The following is a 17,715-nucleotide window of genomic DNA, read 5'->3' on the forward strand; positions in this document are numbered from 1 at the left end:
CGCCCTCTCCCTCGCCGCGCCACCTTTCCGTGGCGCGGCGCTCTGATCCATTTCGAGGAAGACCATGAACATCCAAGGCTTGGCAAAGACCTTCATCGAACAGGCCCAAAAGACGCCTGACCGGGTCTTTGCCCGCACCACCGACGGCACCGTCCTCAGCTTCCGGGCGCTGTCCGATGCGGCGGACGCCATGATCGCATGGCTTGCCGAACACGGCGTGCGCCCAGGCGACACAGTGGCCGTCATGACACGCAACAGCCCCGCCACGCTGGCCCTCGTTCACGGGCTGCTCCGGTCGGGCATGATCTGGGTGCCGGTAAACCCCGCGCTCGTCGGCGACGGGCTGGTGCACGCCATCCGGCTCGTGGATGCCGCCATCGCGGTCTGCGACCCCGAGCTCGAGGCCACGCTTGCCACATGCGAGGCGCAGCCGCGCGAGGGTATCCTCGTGCTGCACAGCCGCGACCTTCCCGCCGCCCCGGCGATACGCCCCGCCTTCGAGGTGGCCGAGCCGACCGGGCTTGCCTCGATCATGTTCACCTCTGGCACCACCGGCCCGGCCAAGGGCGTGCGCGTCACACAGACCATGCTCGAGATCGCCGCCCGCGGTGTCGAGGAGGTCGGCCGCCTTCAGGATGGTGACAACCTCTTCATGTGGGAGCCGATCTACCATGTCGGCGGCGCGCAGGTGATGGTTTTGCCGATCCTGCGCGATGTCAGCCTGACCATCGCCGAAAAGTTCTCGGCCAGCCGCTTCTGGCGTGAGGTGTCTGAGGCGGGCTGCACCCACATTCACCACCTCGGCGGCATTCTGCAGATCCTGCTCAAGCAACCGCCGTCGGATCTCGACCGGAGCCACGGCGTGCGCATCGCCTGGGGCGGCGGCTGCCCGGCTTCGGCCTGGCGCGATTTCGAGGACCGGTTCGGCATCACCATCACCGAATGCTACGGCCAGACCGAGGCGTCCTCGATCAGCTGCGCCAACTCCGAGGGGATCGTCGGGGCCATCGGCCGCCCGCTGCCCTGGTTCGACTTCAAGGTGAAGGACGAGGCGGGACGCATCCTTGGGCCCGGGGACGGACGCGGCGAGATCGTGATCACCTCGACCATCGAGGGCGCGATCTTCGCCGGCTACCACAATGCTCCCGAGGCCACGGCAAAGGCCCTGCAGGCCGACGGGTTCCACACCGGCGACACGGGGTCCTGGGGTGAGGACGGGATGCTGCGCTTCCACGGCCGCGTCGGCGACAGCGTACGCTGCAAGGGCGAGAACGTGTCGGCCCACGAGGTTGAGAGCGTCGCCAACCGGCACCCGCAGATCGAGGAATCCGCTATGGTTGGTGTGCCCGCCGAGATCGGGGAGTACGACATCCAGCTCTTCGTGAGGCCCACCCCGGGCAGCACGCCCGATGCCGAGGCGATCAGCATTTGGCTGCGCGACAAGCTGGCCCCCTACCAGCAGCCGCGCTTCATCGCCTTCATCGACGAGTTCCCCAAGACCCCCAGCCAGCGGATCCGCAAGCACCTGCTGCCCAAAGCTCCCGACCGCTGGGAGCGCGCGACCACCCGAAAGGCCTCCACCGTATGACCACTGACGTCCTCATCACCGGCACCGGCATGTTCGCCGGTCGTATCGCGCTCGACATTGCTGCCACCGCGAAGGAGCCCGTTTCCGTCGTTATCGCCGGGCGGAACGTCGACCGGCTGCAATGGCTGCAGACCGCCGGCAATGCCCGGGCGGCCATGTTCGGCACCCCTGCCACCTTCCGCGCGCACCGGATCGACCTGCTCGAGGAGGGCGCGAGCGAGGCGCTGCTGTCCGAACTGAAGCCGCGTATCGTAGTTCAGGCGGCCTCGATCCAGACCTCGTCGGTGATCTCGGACCAGGGCTCGCGCTGGACGCAGCTGGTGGCGGAGGGCGGCCTGAGCGCCACGGCGGTCTTTCAGGCGCTGATGTCCTCGCGCATGGCGGCGGCGATCACGAAGCTCTGCCCGAAGACCCCGCTGATCAACTGCTCCTTCCCGGACGTGGTCAACGTCATGATCACCGCGATGGGCCATGACGTGCTGTGCGGCACCGGCAACGTGGCCATCCTGTCCAACGTCTTCCGGGGCGCTCCCGCCCGTCCCGAGGGCACCTTGCGGGTGCTGGCGCATTATCAGTGCCTGAAGCCCTGGCGGCAGCCGGCGACAGAGCGTACCGGCCCCGCGCCGCGCATCTTTGCCGATGATACCGAGGTTGCCGATCCCTTCGCGACCTTCGCCGAGTGCAAGCTGACCCCCGAACCCGCGATCGAGATTTCCGGCGCCAGCGGCGTCACCCTGATCCTCGCCCTCGCGGCGGGGACGCCGTGGAGCGGCCATGTGCCCGGACCGTGCGGCTTGCCCGGCGGCTACCCGGTGACTCTGTCCGAGGCGGGGGTCATGAGCCTCGACCTGCCGGCCAGCGTGACCGAGGCCGAGGCCGTTGCCTGGAACGACGCCTTCGAGCATGCGGGTGGTCTCACCGTGTCCGGCAGCCGGGCCAGCTATAACGGACGGCTTGCCGAGTTGCTGCGCTCCGAGGGGTTCGCCCATGCGGACGGTTTCGATGTCGCCGACCTGGAGGCCGTGTGCGCCGACATGCTCGGCCTGCGGGACCGGCTGATGTCGGAACCGGCGTGGCACGCGACGGGGGAGCGGCGCCGATAACGGCCCGTGACCAGACACATGATACGCGGAAAGGGGCGCCGGGTTTTGGCGCCCCTTTCATGTCGGGACCGCAGCGATGTAACCAGTCGCCTTAAGGTCCGCGCTGGCTGACCGGCTTCAGCGGAAGCGGGCGATGTCAAAGTGATGGGGCTCGATGCGGCCCTGCCGCCCTGCCAGCAGGTCCGAGACGAGGTTGGCGGTCCCCGGGGCGCCGCACATGCCCGTCTGCCCGTGCCCGAGGGCCAGCACCAGATCGGGATGGCCGGGGGCGCGGCAGATCACCGGCACCGAGTCTGGCATGGCGGGACGATGCCCCATCCAGACCGAGCGTGCCTCACCGACGTCCCGGAAGATCCGCCGCGCGGCACCGGTCAGCCGGTCGATGTTGGAGAACTCGGGCGGCTTTCGGGTGCCCGCGACCTCCACGACGCCCACCACGCGCAGACCGTCCTCCATCGGGGTCGCCATGATCTTTTCGGCGATGGGATAGATCGGCTGGCCCGGCATCCGGGGCAGCTCGAGCGTGGCGTGGTAGCCGCGCAGGCTTTCCAGCGGTACCGCCGCGCCCAGCGGTTTCAGCAGGCGGTTGGACCAGATCCCTGCGGCCACGACCACCGTGTCGAAGACCTCTTCTCCGTGGTCGCTGAGCAGGCCCATACCGCGCCCTCCGGGCACCGGCAACAACTTGTGGATGCAGGTCGTGACGAGGCGCGCCCCGTCACGTACGGCGTCCTCGGCGATGGCCCGCACCAGCGCGCCCGGGTTCGGGGTCTGGCCGAAATCGGGAAGATGCAGCGCCCGTGCCAGCCCGGGGCGAAGCGACGGCTCCATCTCAAGCGCCTCGTCGGCGGTCAACTCGGTCATCCGTACCCCGTGATCACGGCGCAAGGCGCGGCCCGGCGCGTCCTTCTCGTAGGCCTTGTCGCTGTCGTAGACGTAGAGCTGACCGCTGGTGCGCAGAAGGTCGGCGCGCCCCGGCCCGAGCAGCTGGGCGTAATCGGTCAGCGCGCTGCGGTGCAGCTGGTGCAGCGCGGCGGCGGTGCCCTGCAGCCCGTCGGGCCGGCCGGCGCGGGCGAAGCGGCGCAGCCAGGGAGCCGCCACCGGCAGGCGCGGCCAGTGCAGGCGCAGCGGCCCGTCCCCGGCGAGGCTCCAGCGGATGGCGTCGCCGAGTATGCCTGGGCCTGAGGTGCCCGCGATGGAGCCGGGGGCGATGCTGCCGCCATTGCCGAAGGAGGCCGCCTGTCCCGGTCCGCGGGGATCGAAACAGGTGACGGCGTGTCCTTCGCGCTGGAGCACGGCGGTGATGCTGCTGCCGATGATGCCGGCGCCTATGACCGCGATCCGGGCCATCTCAGCGCATGAGGCTCGTGCCGAGACCACGCTCGGCAGCCCGGGTCATCACCAGCCGGGCCACCGCGAGATCGGCCAGCGGCATTCCGGGGAAGAGGAACATCAGGCGTTGCGTGTCGCTTTCGCGCCCGGGGTGCGCCCCGCTCAGCATCGCATAGAGGTCACCATCATAGCGCCCCTGATGGGCCAGCGACGGGTTGCCGCCATTGCGCTCGAGTGCGGCAAGATCGTCGGTGAAGAAGCCGTCCACGTGATCCGAAAGCCCGTCACGCTGCCATGCCCTGCCAAGGTCCACCCCGATGGCAAGCGCTCCGGGCTTCAGCGCCTGCGAACGCACGATCGGCGTGATGCCGTCGATGCTTGGCAGGCAGCTGACCACCACGTCGCTGGTCCCGGCAAGAGCTTCGGGCTCCTGCATCACCTCAGCCTCGAAGCCCATGTCCAGGGCCCGGTCAGCCAGCGCCTCGGCGGAGGCGGTGCTGCGTGAGAACGCCCGCACCTTGCGCAGCCCCGGCAGCACGTCCGCAAGGGCGGCCAGGTTGCTGTGCGCCTGCACGCCGCAGCCAAGCACACCAAGCGTCGACGCCCCCGGCCGGGCGAGCGCCTGCGCCGCCAGCGCGGACAGCGCGGCGGTGCGATGGGTGGTGATCCAGCTGCCGTCCATGATGGCCACGGGCCGGGCGGTGTCGGCGTCGCTGAGGATGATCTGTGCGCTGATCGCCGGCAGACCGCGCTGCGCGTTGGCCGCAGAATAGCCGATCCACTTGGTCACTCCCAGCCCGAGCACGGTATCGGCGTCGGACATGGACATGAAGAAGCGGGTCTCGTCCACCTGCACGCGGGTCTTCAGACCGCCCCTGATGTCATGCGAGCGCCTCCGTACCGCGTCCCCGATGGCACCGCGAAGGTCGGCAGGCGTGAGACCGAGGGCCTCTACGTCCACAGATGACATGTAGAGAAGGCCGGGGTCTTGTAGCGTTTCGGGTGCCTGGCTGTCGGTCATTCGTGGGCTCCAGCACGGGCCGCGGCGCAGGGACGCGCCGTCAACCCATCCGTTCTTCTTGCTAGCCTTGATCACCGCCCGTGGGAACCGGCGATGGCGCATGGTATCGGGGGCAGGCCGTCGGCCTGCGTCTCGGGGCGGCACCGCATGTGGCACCGGTGCCGCCCGAGGGGTGTCAGGCGAGCGTCGCGCAGGCGTCGGCGATGCGTGCCATTGCCGTCCGCAGGGTCTCCACGTCGGTGGCATACGAGACCCGGAAATGCCCGGGCAGGCCGAAGGCGGTGCCCGGCACCACGGCGACATCCGCCGTTTCCATCAGCCATGCGCAGAACTCTCGGTCGCTTTCGAGGCGCCGGCCGTCCGGTGTCTGCCTGCCCAGCACCCCGCCGCACTCGGCGAAGGCGTAGAAGGCCCCCTGGGGGGTCCGGCAGGCCAGCCCGGGCACGGCCTCGAGCGCTGCGACAACAAGATCGCGGCGGGCGCGGAAGGCTTCGGCACGCTCTGCAAGGAACTCCTGCGGCCCCTCCAGCGCGGCGATCGTCGCCGCCTGGCTGATCGAGCAGGGGGCCGAGGTCGACTGGCTCTGGATCACCGACATGGCCTTGATCAGCGCCTCCGGACCGCCGCCGTAGCCCAGCCTCCAGCCGGTCATGGCATAGGCCTTGGACACGCCGTTGATCGTCAGGGTACGCGGCCTGATCGCGGGCTCCATCGCTGCCGGCGTGGCATGGCGGAAGCCGTCGTAGACGATATGCTCGTACATGTCATCGACCATGAGCCAGACATGCGGCGCCTCGAGCAGCACATCGATCAGCGGGCGCAGGTGCTCGGCCGCGTAGGCGGCGCCCGAAGGGTTCGAGGGCGAGTTGAGCATCAGCCAGCGGGTGCGCGGGGTGATCGCCTCGCGCAGCTGCGCGGCGGTCAGGCGAAAGCCCTGGTCGGCGGCGCAGGGCACCAGCACCGGCGTGCCGCCGCAAAGCTCGACGATGTCGGAGTAGGTGACCCAGTAGGGGGTCGGGATGATCACCTCGTCCCCCGGGTTCAGCGTTGCCATCATCGCGTTGAAGATCACCTGCTTGGCGCCGGTGCAGGCGATGATCTCTGACGGACGGTAGTCGAGCCCGTTCTCGCGGGCGAACTTGCCGGCGATCGCCTTTTTCAGCGCGGCGGTGCCGGTCAGCGCGGTGTACTTGGTCTCACCGCGCTGCATGGCCTCCCACGCGGCCTGCTTGATGTGGTCGGGCGTGTCAAAATCGGGCTCACCCGCCCCGAGCGTTATAATGTCACGACCCGAGGCGCGCAGCTCTGCGGCACGCGCCCCGATCGCGAGGATTTCGGACACGCCGAGCTGCTCGATGCGCTCGGCGGGCCGGAAGTCGGATGCGTCGACGTCCTTCATGATCAGTCGATGTCGAAGACCACGCCCTGCGCGAGGGGCAGCTCGGTCGAGTAGTTGATCGTGTTGGTCGCCCGGCGCATGTAGGCGCGCCATGCGTCAGAGCCGCTTTCACGGCCGCCGCCGGTCTCTTTCTCTCCGCCGAAGGCGCCACCGATCTCGGCGCCCGAGGTGCCGATGTTGACGTTGGCGATACCGCAGTCCGAGCCCTTGGCCGACAGGAAGGTCTCCATCTCGCGCAGGTCGGTGGTGAAAATCGACGAGCTGAGACCGCCACCGACGGCATTGTGCTGTTCGAGCACGTCGTCGAAGTCGGAGTACTTCATGACGTAAAGGATCGGGGCGAAGGTCTCGCGCAGGACCGGGCCGTCATGGGCAGGCATCTCGACAATGGCGGGCTTTACGTAATAGGCGGTGTCCGGACCGACCTCCTGACGTTCGCCGCCATGCACGACGCCGCCCATCTCACCGGCTTCGGCCAGGGCCGCAACCATCGAGTCATAGGCCGTCTTGTCGATCAGCGGGCCGACCAGCGCCTGGGTTTCCAGCGGGTTGCCGACCGAAACCGAGGCATAGGCTTTCTTCAGCGCGGGCACGATCTGGTCATAGACACTTTCGTGCACGAACAGGCGGCGGGTGGTGGTGCAGCGTTGCCCGGCGGTTCCCATCGCGCCGAAGGCGACGGCGCGCAGGGTCATGTCCATGTCGGCCGAGGGGCAGACGATGCCGGCGTTGTTGCCTCCCAGCTCGAGGATGCACTTGCCAAAGCGCGCCGCGACCTTGGGGCCGACGATCCGGCCCATGCGGGTCGAGCCGGTGGCCGAGATCAGCGAGACCTTCTCGCTTTCGACCAGCGCCTCACCAACGGCGGGCCCACCGACCAGCACCTGGCTGAGCCCGGCGGGGGCGTCGTCACCGAAACGGGCGAGGGCACGCTCGAACACTGCCTGGCAGGCGAGGGCGGTAAGCGGGGTCTTTTCGGACGGCTTCCAGATCACCGGGTCGCCGCAGACCAGCGCCAGCGCCGCGTTCCAGCACCAGGGCGCGCAGGGGAAGTTGAAGGCGGTGATGATGCCCACCACGCCCAGCGGGTGCCAGGTTTCCATCATGCGGTGGCCGGGGCGTTCGGTGGCGATGGTCAGGCCGTAGAGCTGACGCGACAGACCGACGGCAAAATCGCAGATGTCGATCATCTCCTGAACTTCGCCGAGGCCTTCAGACGGCGACTTTCCGGCCTCGATCGAGACCATGCGGCCGAGGTCTTCCTTGGACTTGCGCAGTTCCTCGGCATAGAGCCGCACCAGCTCGCCCCGGCGCGGCGCGGGCACCGTACGCCACGTGCGGAAGGCGCTGGCGGCGAGGTCGATGGCCGTGGCGGCGTCCCCGGCGCTGTGGGTGGCAAGGCTGGCGACGGCGGTGCCGGTCACCGGCGAGATCACCGCCATGCCGCCGGCCACGTCCAGCGCGGCGGTGGCGCCACAGGCTTGCATGGTGTCGCGGGTGACGATGTCGAGCGGTTTGGTGAGCATGGTCTGTCTCCTGTCAGGGCGTCCCAGGTGGGGAATCCGTCTGGCACGCCGGGGCGCGCTTCGGGCGCAGCCTAGCACGGGCGCGATCCGGGGTCCGCACGACGATTCCGGCTGCCCCCATTCCCAATTCGCATGACCAATGGCCGAATTAGCTGGTAAGGAGGCGCGATACGCATGACACCAGCCCCGGACCCGCCGCCATGATCCTGCAACGCCGCCTTCTTCCCGACATGCGCATCCTGCAGACCTTCGAGCTGGCGGCGCGGCACGGCAACTTCACCCGCGCGGGCGAGGAGCTTGCCCTCACACAAAGCGCCGTCAGCCGCCAGATCCGCGATCTCGAGAAGCAGCTCGGCAAACCGCTCTTCGAGAGGCTGCGCGGGCGGGTGGTGCTCACGCGCGCGGGCGAGGACCTGCTGCCCGAGGTGCAGCGGCTTCTGCGCATGGCCGAGCGGACCATGCGCCATGCCACCGCGGGCGCGGCGGGCGAGACGGTGCTGTCGGTGAACGCCCTGCCGAGCTTTGCGCAGCGCTGGCTGGTGCCGCGGCTGGCAGGGTACCTCGCGCAGCATCCGGGGCTGCGGCTGGACCTGTCGACCCGCGGCGGGATCTTCGACTTCGACGAGGTGCAGTGCGATCTTGCGATCCACTACGGCCAGCCGATCTGGCCGGGCGGCAGCTGCACCTATCTCTGCTCCGAGATCGTGGTGCCGGTCGCGGGTGCCGCCCTGCCCGCCGTGACCCGTGCCGAGGCGCTGGCCGAGCGCCCCAAGATCCACCTCGCCGAGCGCCCGGCGCTCTGGTCCGAATGGTTCGGGCGGCAGGGGGTCGAGCTCGAGAACGCCAACGAGGGCCACTGGGTGGACGAGATCGCTCTTGCCATCGAGACGGTGCGCGCGGGGCTCGGTTACGCTTTGCTGCCGCTCTACCTCATCGAGCAGGAGCTGGCGGCGGGCACACTCCGGGTGGCGCTCGACGCGCCCTTCTCGACCGACATGGCCTATTATATCGTGACCCCCGAAGGCCGCGCCGACGGCGCCGCGGGCTTCCGCGACTGGCTGATCGGTCAGGTGTCGTTCCGGCCGCTGGCGCGCGGCGCCTAGGTCAGCAGCAGCACCAGCCCCGGGAAGGCGGTGAGCAGCGCCACCCGCAGCACGTCCATCGCCACGAAGGGCATCAGGCCGCTGAAGATCGTGCTCAGCCGCACGTCCGGCACCACCGAGCGCAGGACGAAGGCGTTCATGCCGACCGGCGGGGTGATGTAGGAGATCTCGGTCACCATGACGACGAAGATGCCGAACCAGATCAGGTCGATGCCCTGCGCCGCCACGATGGGGTAGAACACCGGCACGGTGAGCATGATCATCGACAGGCTTTCCAGCACGCAGCCCAGCACGAGGTAGATGCAGAGCATCACGAGGATGGTCATCATCGGCGTGTCGCCGAAGACCGCCAGGGCCGCCTGGATGTCGCGGGTCATGCCCGACATGTTGACGTAGTTGGTGAAGGTGAGCGCGCCGAAAAGGATGAAGAACATCATCGAGGTGGTCTTCATGGTGTCGTAGAGCACCGCGATCATCTTCTCGCGGCTGAACCGCCCCGAGAGCAGCACCAGCAGGAAGGCGCCCCCTGCCCCCATGCCCGCGCTCTCGGTCGGGGTGAAGACGCCGAGGTAGATCCCGCCCATCACGAAGACGAAGAGCAGGAGCGCCCCGGCGGTGCCCCTCAGCGCCAGGAAGCGGTCACGCAGCGGCAGCTTCGGCTCGACCGGCAGGTCGATCTTCTGCGTGGCGAGCGAGATGCGCACGGCGATGGCATAACCGATGATGCCGATGATCCCCGGGACGAGCCCGGCGAGGAACAGCCTGCCGATGTCCTGCTGCGTCATGATCCCGTAGAACACGAGGATCACCGAAGGCGGGATGAGGATACCCAGCGTGCCTCCGGCGGCGATGGAGGCGGTCGACAGCCGGTCGGGATAGCCGAAGCGCCGCATCGAGGGCAGCGCGATGCGGGTCATGGTGGCCGCCGTCGCCATCGACGAACCGCAGACCGAGCTGAAGGCGCCGCAGGCGATGACCGTCGCGGTGGCGAGCCCGCCCTTGCGGTGCCGCAGCCAGGCATAGGCGGAATTGTAGAGTTCTTCCGCGATGCCGGACTGCACCACGAAATTGCCCATCATCAGGAACAGCGGCAGCACCGAGAGCGAGTAGTCGCGCCCGCTGTCGAAAAAGGCCGAGCCCAGCAGCGACAGCGCCGGGGTCCAGCCGATGATCGAGGCCACGCCCACGAGCCCCACCCCTGCGAGCGCCATCGAAATCGGCACGCCCACCAGAAGCAGCACGCCGAGGATGGCCATGCCGACCGGCCAGCTTTCCATGATGTCAGTGTCCTTTCAGGTGCCGGGCCAGTGCGATGGCCGGAACGGCGGCGGTCAGCAGGGCTCCGACGCCGGTGCAGATCGCGCAGAAATAGCCCAGCGGCGCGATCGGAATGGCGAGCGTGGTGGTGGTGCCGCCGTAGCCTCCGATCTGGGACGCGTAGACCCAGACCCGCCACGCCACGACCGCCAGCACCACCGCCGAGAACAGCCCCGCCGCCGCCAGCCGCCAGGGCTGCGCCGCGCGCGGCAGGCGGTCGGTGACAAGGTCGACGGTCACATGCTCGTCCGCCAGCGCCACCGCTGGCAGGCCGAGGAAGACCACCGCCGCCAGCAGCAGCTCGGTAAGCTCGGTCGCCCCGCGCAGCGGCGCGTTGAAAAGGTAGCGCCCGATCACGTCGGTGACGGTCATCCCCATCAGCGCCATGAGCAGGATGCCCCCGAGCACGGCCAGCGCCGCGCGCAGCCCGAAGGCGCCGCGCGGCGGGGTCGAGTCGGGCGTCGCCTCGGACATTACTCCGCGGCTTCCCTGGCGATCTCGGACTTCAGCATCTCAAAGGCCGCCTGCGCGTCGATGCCGGTCTCGGCGGCCTCGTCGAGCTTGGCCTGCACCAGCGGCGACAGCGCGTCTTCCCAGGCCGCAAGCTGCGCCTCGGTGGCGGGGGTGATGGTGATCTCTCCCTCCATGGCAGCCTTGCCGGCAGCGTCGGCGGCATCCCACATCCGGCCGGCCATGCGCGCCAGCGCCTCGCCGGCGACGGTGTCGATGGCGTCCTGCTGCTCGGGGTCGAGGCTGTCCCACTTTGCCTTGTTCATCACGATGTAGAACGAGGTGTTGTAGAGCCCGCCGGGCACCGAGATCGCCTCGTCGAGCTGCGGGATCAGCTTGAAGAAGTTCACCGACTCGTAGGGGAAGAGAATGCCGTCCGCGACGCCCTGGCTCAGCAGCTCGTAGGCCTTGGAGGACGGGCCCTCGACCGGCACCGCGCCAAGCGCCGAGACGACCTCGTGCACGATGCCGCCGCCCACGCGCAGCTTCACGCCGTCGAGCACCTCGGGCGAGGCGACGTCGCCGGATTTCAGGAAGACCTCGCCCGGTCCGTGGCTGAACACCGAGAGCACGTGCACGTCGTCATATTCGCCCGCGTCGCGCAGCATCTGGTCGAAGACGCGCCAGTAGGCCACCGAGATGTCCTCGGCACTGTCGCCCAGGAAGGGCAGCTCGACGATGTTGGTGGTCTTGAAGCGGCCGGGGTTGTAGCCCTGCACGCCGAAGGTGATGTCGGCGACACCGTTCACCGCGAAATCGAAATGCGCCTGCGGCGGCCCGAGCGGCGCGGGCAGGATGGTCGCGGTGACCTCGCCGCCGGTGGCCTCGGCGATCTGTTCGGTCATCGGCACGATGAGCTCACTGACCAGCGGGTGCGACGGCGGCAGCCAGTTGGCGACGGTCAGCACGGTCTGGGCCTGTGCGGCCCCGGCCAGGCAGAGCCCCAGGGCGGTGGCGGTCAGCAGTTGTTTCATGGTCCTGTCCCTGTCGGTTGTGCTCCGGGCGTCAGGCCCTCGCCGCGTCGGATGCGGGGGCGTCTCCCGGTGGTTCATCTGTTCTGCAAAGCGACGGCGGGTGCAAGGGCCCGGACGGCATTTCCGGACGCGGGCGCCGGAGTGTGACCGGCGCGCGGGCAGCTCAGGCCGTGGCCTCGCGCCAGAACACCGGGGTGAGCAGAACCATGACCGTCAGGATCTCGAGCCTCCCGAGGTACATCCCGAAGAGCAGCAGCAGCTTCACCGTGTCGCTGAGCGTGGCGAAGTTGCCCGCGGGCCCGATGGTGGCCCCCACGCCCGGGCCGACGTTCGCCAGCGCCGTCAGCGCTCCGCTGGTCGCGGTCGAGAAATCGAGCCCCAGGAGCGACAGGATCCCCGCGAGTCCGAGGAAGGTCGCCATGTAGATCGCGAAGAACGAGATCACCCCGGCCAGAACGTCCGGCCCGATCGGCTTGCCCTCGTAGCGGATCGACTGCACCACGTGCGGCGACCAGATCACCCGCAGCTGCATCAGCGTGGCGCGGGCGAAGACGATCCAGCGCATGCCCTTGGCCCCGCCCGCGGTCGAGCCGGTGCAGCCCCCCACCGCGGTCAGCGCGAAGAAGGCCACCGCCGCGGGCGGGCCCCAGGCGGTGTAGTCGGTGGTGGCGTAGCCGGTCGTAGTCACGACCGAGACCACGTTGAAGGCCACCAGCCGCAGCGCGTCCCACACACCGTAGTCGCTGGTGAGCACCAGCCACGCGGACAGGAACAGGATCGTAACGGTCAGGGTGATGAGCATCGCCTCCACCTGCTCGCTGCGGAACCGCCGCTGGCTCACGCCGCGGATGTACCAGGCGAAGGGCACCGCGCCCGCCAGCATGAAGAAGGTGCAGGCCCAGTGCAGGAAGGCACTGTCGAAATGCCCGAACGAGGCGTCATAGCCCGAGTAACCCCCGGTCGACAGCGTGGTCATGGCGTGGGTGATGGCGTCGAAGACGCTCATCCCGCCCACGAGGTAGACCACCGCGCAGACAAGGATCAGCGTCACGTAGATCTCGAGCGTCGCCATGGCGAAGCTCGCGGCGTTGCGCATCTCCTTCTCGCCCTTGTCCGAGCTCTCGGTGCGGAAGAGCTGCATGCCACCGATGCGCAGGATCGGCAGCAGCGCGATGCCGGTGACGATGAAGCCCACACCGCCCACCGCCTGCAGGAGCGCCCGCCACAGGATCACCCCGCGCGGCGTCTGGTCGAGCCCGCTCATCACCGTCGAGCCGGTGGTGGTGATCCCCGACATCGCCTCGAAGAGCGCATCGACCGGCGCAAGCTGCCACATCCAGAGCGGGATGGCGCCCGCCACGGCGGCCACGAACCAGGTCGAAGCGGTGAGAACGAAGGCATGCAGGTGCCGCAGCCCGTCGCGCGAGGGGGTGGCGGCGATGCTGATCAGCGCACCGGCCAGCCCGGTCAGCGCCGCGGCCAGTCCGAAGACCTCGGCGGTATCGGGAAACACCAGCGCATCCACCGCCATCAGGGCAGCGAAGAAGACCAGCGTCAGGCCGTTGATGAAGACGACAAAGCTCATGCGGGATCCGTGGAGCGTCACCGGAGGCCGGACGGCCCGGCCCGCTGGCGCCGCGCGATCAGGCGCGGCGCGGGCCCTTGTCAGGCGAGATCCGGGCCCAGATGCTTGGCGACCGCGAAGATGTCCTTGTCGCCGCGACCGCACATGTTCATGACGATGATGTGGTCCCTGGGCAGGGTCGGCGCGATCTTCATCACGTGGGCCAGCGCGTGGCTGGGCTCGAGCGCGGGGATGATGCCCTCGGTCCGGCACGAGAACTGGAACGCCTCCAGCGCCTCCTTGTCGGTGATCGAGACATATTCCGCGCGGCCGGTGTCGTGCAGCCAGGCATGCTCGGGCCCGATGCCCGGGTAGTCGAGACCGGCCGAGATCGAGAAGCCCTCCAGGATCTGGCCGTCGTCGTCCTGCAGCAGGTAGGTGCGATTGCCGTGCAGCACCCCCGGACGCCCGCCGGTGAGCGAGGCGCAGTGCTCCATCTTCTCGTCCACGCCCTTGCCGCCGGCCTCGACGCCGATGATCTTCACCGACGGGTCGTCGAGGAACGGGTAGAACAGCCCCATGGCGTTGGAGCCGCCGCCGATGGCCGCGACCACGCTGTCGGGAAGACGGCCCTCGCCCTCCTGCTCGGGAAGCTGCCAGCGCACCTCCTTGCCGATGATCGCCTGGAAGTCGCGGACCATGGCCGGATAGGGGTGCGGACCGGCGACGGTGCCGATGCAGTAGAAGGTGTCGCGCACGTTGGTCACCCAGTCGCGCAGCGCGTCGTTCATCGCGTCCTTGAGCGTGCCGCGACCCGAAGTCACCGGCACCACCTCGGCGCCCAGAAGGCGCATGCGGAACACGTTGGGCTGCTGGCGCTCGACGTCATGGGCGCCCATGTAGACGACGCATTTCAACCCGAACTTGGCGCAGACGGTGGCGGTGGCCACGCCATGCTGGCCGGCGCCGGTCTCGGCGATGATCCGGGTCTTGCCCATGCGGCGGGCAAGGATGATCTGGCCCAGCACGTTGTTGATCTTGTGCGCGCCGGTGTGGTTCAGCTCGTCGCGCTTGAGATAGATCTTGGCGCCGCCGAGCTCCTCGGTCATGCGCTCGGCAAAATAGAGCGGCGACGGCCGGCCGACGTAGTGCTTCCACAGGTCGTCCATCTCGGCCCAGAAGCTCGCGTCGGTCTTGGCGCGCTCGTACTCGGCCTCGAGATCGAGGATCAGCGGCATCAGCGTCTCGGACACGAAGCGTCCACCGTAAATGCCGAAACGGCCCTTCTCGTCGGGGCCGTTCATGAAGGAATTGAACAGATCGTCCATCGCGCCTCTCCGTCTCGCAGTTGGTCTTCTCTACGGCAAGGACCCGCCCCTTGACCAGCCCCGCCTGCCCCGAACCCCGCAAATACTGCGCCCATGTTCCCCACACTCCGCCCGCCCCGGCAGACGCGCCACCCGCCCCTTCATCTTGCCGGATAAACTCCGGGGGAGTCGCGCAACGCGCGACGGGGGCAGCGCCCCCTGCTCCCGCGGTTTCTTCATTGCGGACGGGCTTTTGTCCCGAGCCACCAGCCACTCCCGCGACCGGAGGGGGCTCTGCCCCCGCCCTTCGGGCCCTCCGGAGTTTATCCGGCAAGATGAAGGACCGGGTCGCGCCCGGTTTTCAACGTCTCGCAAGTGCTGCCGGTTGGGTCCACAGGTCCTGCTGGATGTCGGAGGCGTCAGGCCAGCCAGGGGGGCGGAGCCCGCAAGGGCGACTTGACCTGCGCGGCCGGAAGGCCGCTCCGCCAGAGAGGGGCAGCGGCCGGAGGCGGTCGCCCCGCTTTGCCAGCCTCAGCCGTCGTGTGCCGAGATCGACTGTGCGAAGCCCGCGACGAACTCGGCGAGGCGTTGGCGGGTCTCTTCGTCCACCAGCCGGCCGTCTTCGTCGAAGAGGCCGCTTGCCTTCGAGATCATCAGCCGCCCTTCGAACCAGGGTCGCGCGCCCAGCGTGCGGAGGACGGGGAGCCAGGCATTCTGCGACAGGATCGTGCCGAATCCCCCCGGCGAGGCGCCGATCAGGGCCACCGGCTTGCCGGCGAAGAGCTTTGCGCCCTCGCCCGAGCCGATCCAGTCGATGGCGTTCTTGAACACCCCCGGCAGCGAGTTGTTGTATTCCGGCGTGACCATCAGCAGCCCGTCCGCCGCCGACAGGGCCTCGCGCAGGGCACGCACCGTCTCGGGCGTGCCCTCGGCCTCGAGATCGGCGTCGTAGAGCGGCACGCCGTGGATGGTGCGGGCGTCGATCGTCACGCCGGCCGGGACGAGGTCCGACGCCGCGTACAGCACCCCGGTGTTGAAGGATTTGCGCCGGAGGCTGCCCGACAACCCGAGGATGCTGGTCATGAAGAGGTCTCCCGTCCCTGTCACCTGTCCCGTGCCGCAGAGCTAGGCCGCTCGGCCCGCGGGACCACCCTTCCCGGCCCCTGCCGCCCGCTCCAGCGCCGGGTAGCGCAGCGCCAGCGTCAGCCCCCGGGTCACGAAGCAGATCTGCATGGCCAGCCACAACCCGTGATTGCCGAGCGGCTCGAGCAGCAGCGCCAGCGCGGCGAAATAGACCGCCGTCGCCACGATCATCATGTTGCGCATGTCGCGCGAGCGGGTGGCGCCGATGAAGATCCCGTCGAACATGGTGAGCCCGAGCTGGGTGATCGGCGCCAGCACCATCCAGGGCAGGTAGACCCGCGCCTCGGCCCGCACCTCCGGATCGGTCGCCATGACATCGACGAGCCACGGCCCGAAGCTCCAGAACGCCACCGCCATGACGCAGGCGATGGCAGCGGCCCAGAGGCTCGTCAGCAGCGCGCCGCGCCGGAGCTGGGTCACCTGCCCCGCCCCGAAGGCGCGGCCGACGAGGGCCTCGGCGGCGAAGGCAAAGCCGTCGAGCGCGTGGCCGGTGATCATCAGGAACTGCAGCAGCACCTGGTTCGCGGCCAGCGTCACGTCGCCGAAGCCGCCGCCGATCAGCATGAAGGAGACGAAGACCGTCTCGAGCAGCATCGAGCGTACGAGGATGTCGCCGTTGACCGCCGCCATGCGCCTGAGCCGCACCGCGTCGAAGACCCGCGCCCAGGCCCGTGCCGCCGGCGCCCGCAGGGTCTCGCGGCAGAGCCAGAGCCCCATGGCGAGCCCGGACCATTCGGCGAGGAAGGTTGCGATGGCGACGCCGCTCACGCCCCAGCCGAGATGCAGCACGAAGAGCAGATCGAGCCCCACGTTGATTCCGTTCATCCAGAGCTGCAGGACGAAGACGCCTCGGGTGCGTTCCTGCGCGATGAGCCAGCCGGTGATGCCGTAGATGGCAATGGCGGCGGGCGCCGACCAGATTCGGATGCGCATGTAGTCGCGGGCCAGCGCCTCGACCTCGGCCGAGGCGGGCGAGACCGCGAAAGCCACGGTGAAGATCAGCCATTGCGCCGCGATCAGGAGCACCCCGCCGGCGAGCCCGATCATCAGGGCGCGGGTGAGCAGGGCGGCGACCTCGTTGCGGTCCCCCGCTCCCGCCGCCTGCGCCGTGAGCCCGACCGTGCCCATGCGCAGGAAGCCGAAGACCCAGTAGATCGCCGAGAGCACGATGGCACCGATGCCCACCGCGGCGATGGGCTCGGGCGCCGGGATCTGGCCCACGACGCCGGTGTCAACCGCGCCGAGGATCGGGATCGTCACGTTCGACAGCAGGATCGGCAGAGCGATCTTCAGGACACGGGAATGCGTGAGGGCCTGCGGCAACTGGGACATGGGAACCTTGGTGGAGACCGGGAGGGGGCGCTGCCCCCGTCCGCGTGCCGCGGACTCCCCCGGAGTTTGTCTGGCAAGATGAAGCGGGGCGTGGCGCGGGCGTCAGCCCTCTTTGCGGGGCATCAGGAAATGGGCGTGGGCCTGGGCGATGGGGCGGTCGTGGTTGTCCTGCCAGGCCTCGGCCCGGACACTGGCGTAGCGGCGGCCCGAGCGGGTGACATGGGCGCGGGCATAGGCATCGCGCGGCAGCCCCGAGCGCAGGTAGTCCACGGTGAAATCGATGGTCTTGGGCATCCGCGGCAGCTGCCCGGCCTCGAGCGCGTCGAGGGTCAGGGTACCGGATTCGACATCCTCCCAGAGCATCGCCCAGCTCAGCGAGATGATCGCCGTCACCTCGAGGAAGGCCGCGGTGACGCCGCCGTGCAGCGCCGGGAGCTGCGGGTTGCCGATGAGCTTTTCGTCGAAGTTCAGCACGCCCGTCAGCTCGTCGCCGCGG

General features: G+C 69.0%; 15 protein-coding genes. 3 read left to right on the forward strand and 12 right to left on the reverse strand.

What is annotated here, in order from left to right; translation table 11 throughout:
• Positions 1-64 precede the first annotated feature (64 nt).
• Positions 65-1,588 carry a class I adenylate-forming enzyme family protein gene (locus HC022_RS00530; protein ID WP_167450931.1) on the forward strand — a complete coding sequence of 508 codons (1,524 nt, stop codon included), beginning with the start codon at positions 65-67 and terminating at the stop codon, positions 1,586-1,588.
• The gene (locus HC022_RS00535) at positions 1,585-2,691 is read left to right on the forward strand and encodes a hypothetical protein (RefSeq protein ID WP_167450932.1); all 1,107 of its coding nucleotides are present in this window, start codon (positions 1,585-1,587) and stop codon (positions 2,689-2,691) included. The genes HC022_RS00530 and HC022_RS00535 overlap by 4 nt, the downstream gene beginning before the upstream one ends.
• A gap of 117 nt (positions 2,692-2,808) precedes the next feature.
• Here the strand turns inward: HC022_RS00535 and HC022_RS00540 are convergent, their stop codons facing one another.
• The 4 genes from HC022_RS00540 to HC022_RS00555 all read right to left on the reverse strand — a co-directional run bounded on the left by HC022_RS00540 (position 2,809) and on the right by HC022_RS00555 (position 7,969).
• Positions 2,809-4,041 carry an FAD-binding oxidoreductase gene (locus tag HC022_RS00540; protein ID WP_167450933.1) on the reverse strand — a complete coding sequence of 411 codons (1,233 nt, stop codon included), beginning with the start codon at positions 4,039-4,041 and terminating at the stop codon, positions 2,809-2,811.
• 1 nt (position 4,042) lies between these two features.
• Positions 4,043-5,044, reverse strand: coding sequence for an ornithine cyclodeaminase family protein (locus HC022_RS00545; RefSeq protein ID WP_167450934.1), 1,002 nt, complete (start codon positions 5,042-5,044; stop codon positions 4,043-4,045).
• 175 nt (positions 5,045-5,219) lie between these two features.
• Entirely contained in the window at positions 5,220-6,443 is a 1,224-nt protein-coding gene (locus HC022_RS00550) for a pyridoxal phosphate-dependent aminotransferase (protein WP_167450935.1), read from the reverse strand.
• A 2-nt stretch (positions 6,444-6,445) separates the two neighbouring features.
• Positions 6,446-7,969, reverse strand: coding sequence for an aldehyde dehydrogenase family protein (locus tag HC022_RS00555; RefSeq protein ID WP_167450936.1), 1,524 nt, complete (start codon positions 7,967-7,969; stop codon positions 6,446-6,448).
• A gap of 200 nt (positions 7,970-8,169) precedes the next feature.
• Between HC022_RS00555 and HC022_RS00560 the strand changes: the two genes are divergently transcribed.
• Entirely contained in the window at positions 8,170-9,072 is a 903-nt protein-coding gene (locus HC022_RS00560) for a LysR family transcriptional regulator (RefSeq protein WP_167450937.1), read from the forward strand.
• Here the strand turns inward: HC022_RS00560 and HC022_RS00565 are convergent.
• The 8 genes from HC022_RS00565 to HC022_RS00600 all read right to left on the reverse strand — a co-directional run.
• On the reverse strand, positions 9,069-10,349 hold the full coding sequence (locus HC022_RS00565; protein WP_167450938.1) for a TRAP transporter large permease: 1,281 nt from the start codon (positions 10,347-10,349) through the stop codon (positions 9,069-9,071). The genes HC022_RS00560 and HC022_RS00565 overlap by 4 nt on opposite strands.
• A gap of 4 nt (positions 10,350-10,353) precedes the next feature.
• Positions 10,354-10,863, reverse strand: a complete 510-nt coding sequence (locus tag HC022_RS00570) for a TRAP transporter small permease (RefSeq protein ID WP_167450939.1) — start codon at positions 10,861-10,863, stop codon at positions 10,354-10,356.
• Entirely contained in the window at positions 10,863-11,873 is a 1,011-nt protein-coding gene (locus HC022_RS00575; RefSeq protein ID WP_008884979.1) for a TRAP transporter substrate-binding protein, read from the reverse strand. Before HC022_RS00575 ends, HC022_RS00570 begins: the two co-directional genes overlap by 1 nt.
• A gap of 163 nt (positions 11,874-12,036) precedes the next feature.
• Positions 12,037-13,458, reverse strand: coding sequence for a TrkH family potassium uptake protein (locus HC022_RS00580; protein WP_008884428.1), 1,422 nt, complete (start codon positions 13,456-13,458; stop codon positions 12,037-12,039).
• 80 nt (positions 13,459-13,538) lie between these two features.
• The gene (gene trpB / locus HC022_RS00585) at positions 13,539-14,765 is read right to left on the reverse strand and encodes a tryptophan synthase subunit beta (protein ID WP_167450940.1); all 1,227 of its coding nucleotides are present in this window, start codon (positions 14,763-14,765) and stop codon (positions 13,539-13,541) included.
• 510 nt (positions 14,766-15,275) lie between these two features.
• The gene (locus HC022_RS00590; protein WP_167450941.1) at positions 15,276-15,827 is read right to left on the reverse strand and encodes an NADPH-dependent FMN reductase; all 552 of its coding nucleotides are present in this window, start codon (positions 15,825-15,827) and stop codon (positions 15,276-15,278) included.
• A 42-nt stretch (positions 15,828-15,869) separates the two neighbouring features.
• Complete coding sequence (locus HC022_RS00595; RefSeq protein ID WP_167450942.1) at positions 15,870-17,219, reverse strand: MATE family efflux transporter; 1,350 nt, start codon at positions 17,217-17,219, stop codon at positions 15,870-15,872.
• 102 nt (positions 17,220-17,321) lie between these two features.
• Positions 17,322-17,715: PaaI family thioesterase (locus tag HC022_RS00600; RefSeq protein WP_167450943.1), on the reverse strand; the 394-nt coding region annotated here is incomplete at its 5' end.

The sequence above is a fragment of the Salipiger sp. HF18 genome, assembly GCF_011806505.1.
Lineage (GTDB): Bacteria > Pseudomonadota > Alphaproteobacteria > Rhodobacterales > Rhodobacteraceae > Salipiger > Salipiger thiooxidans.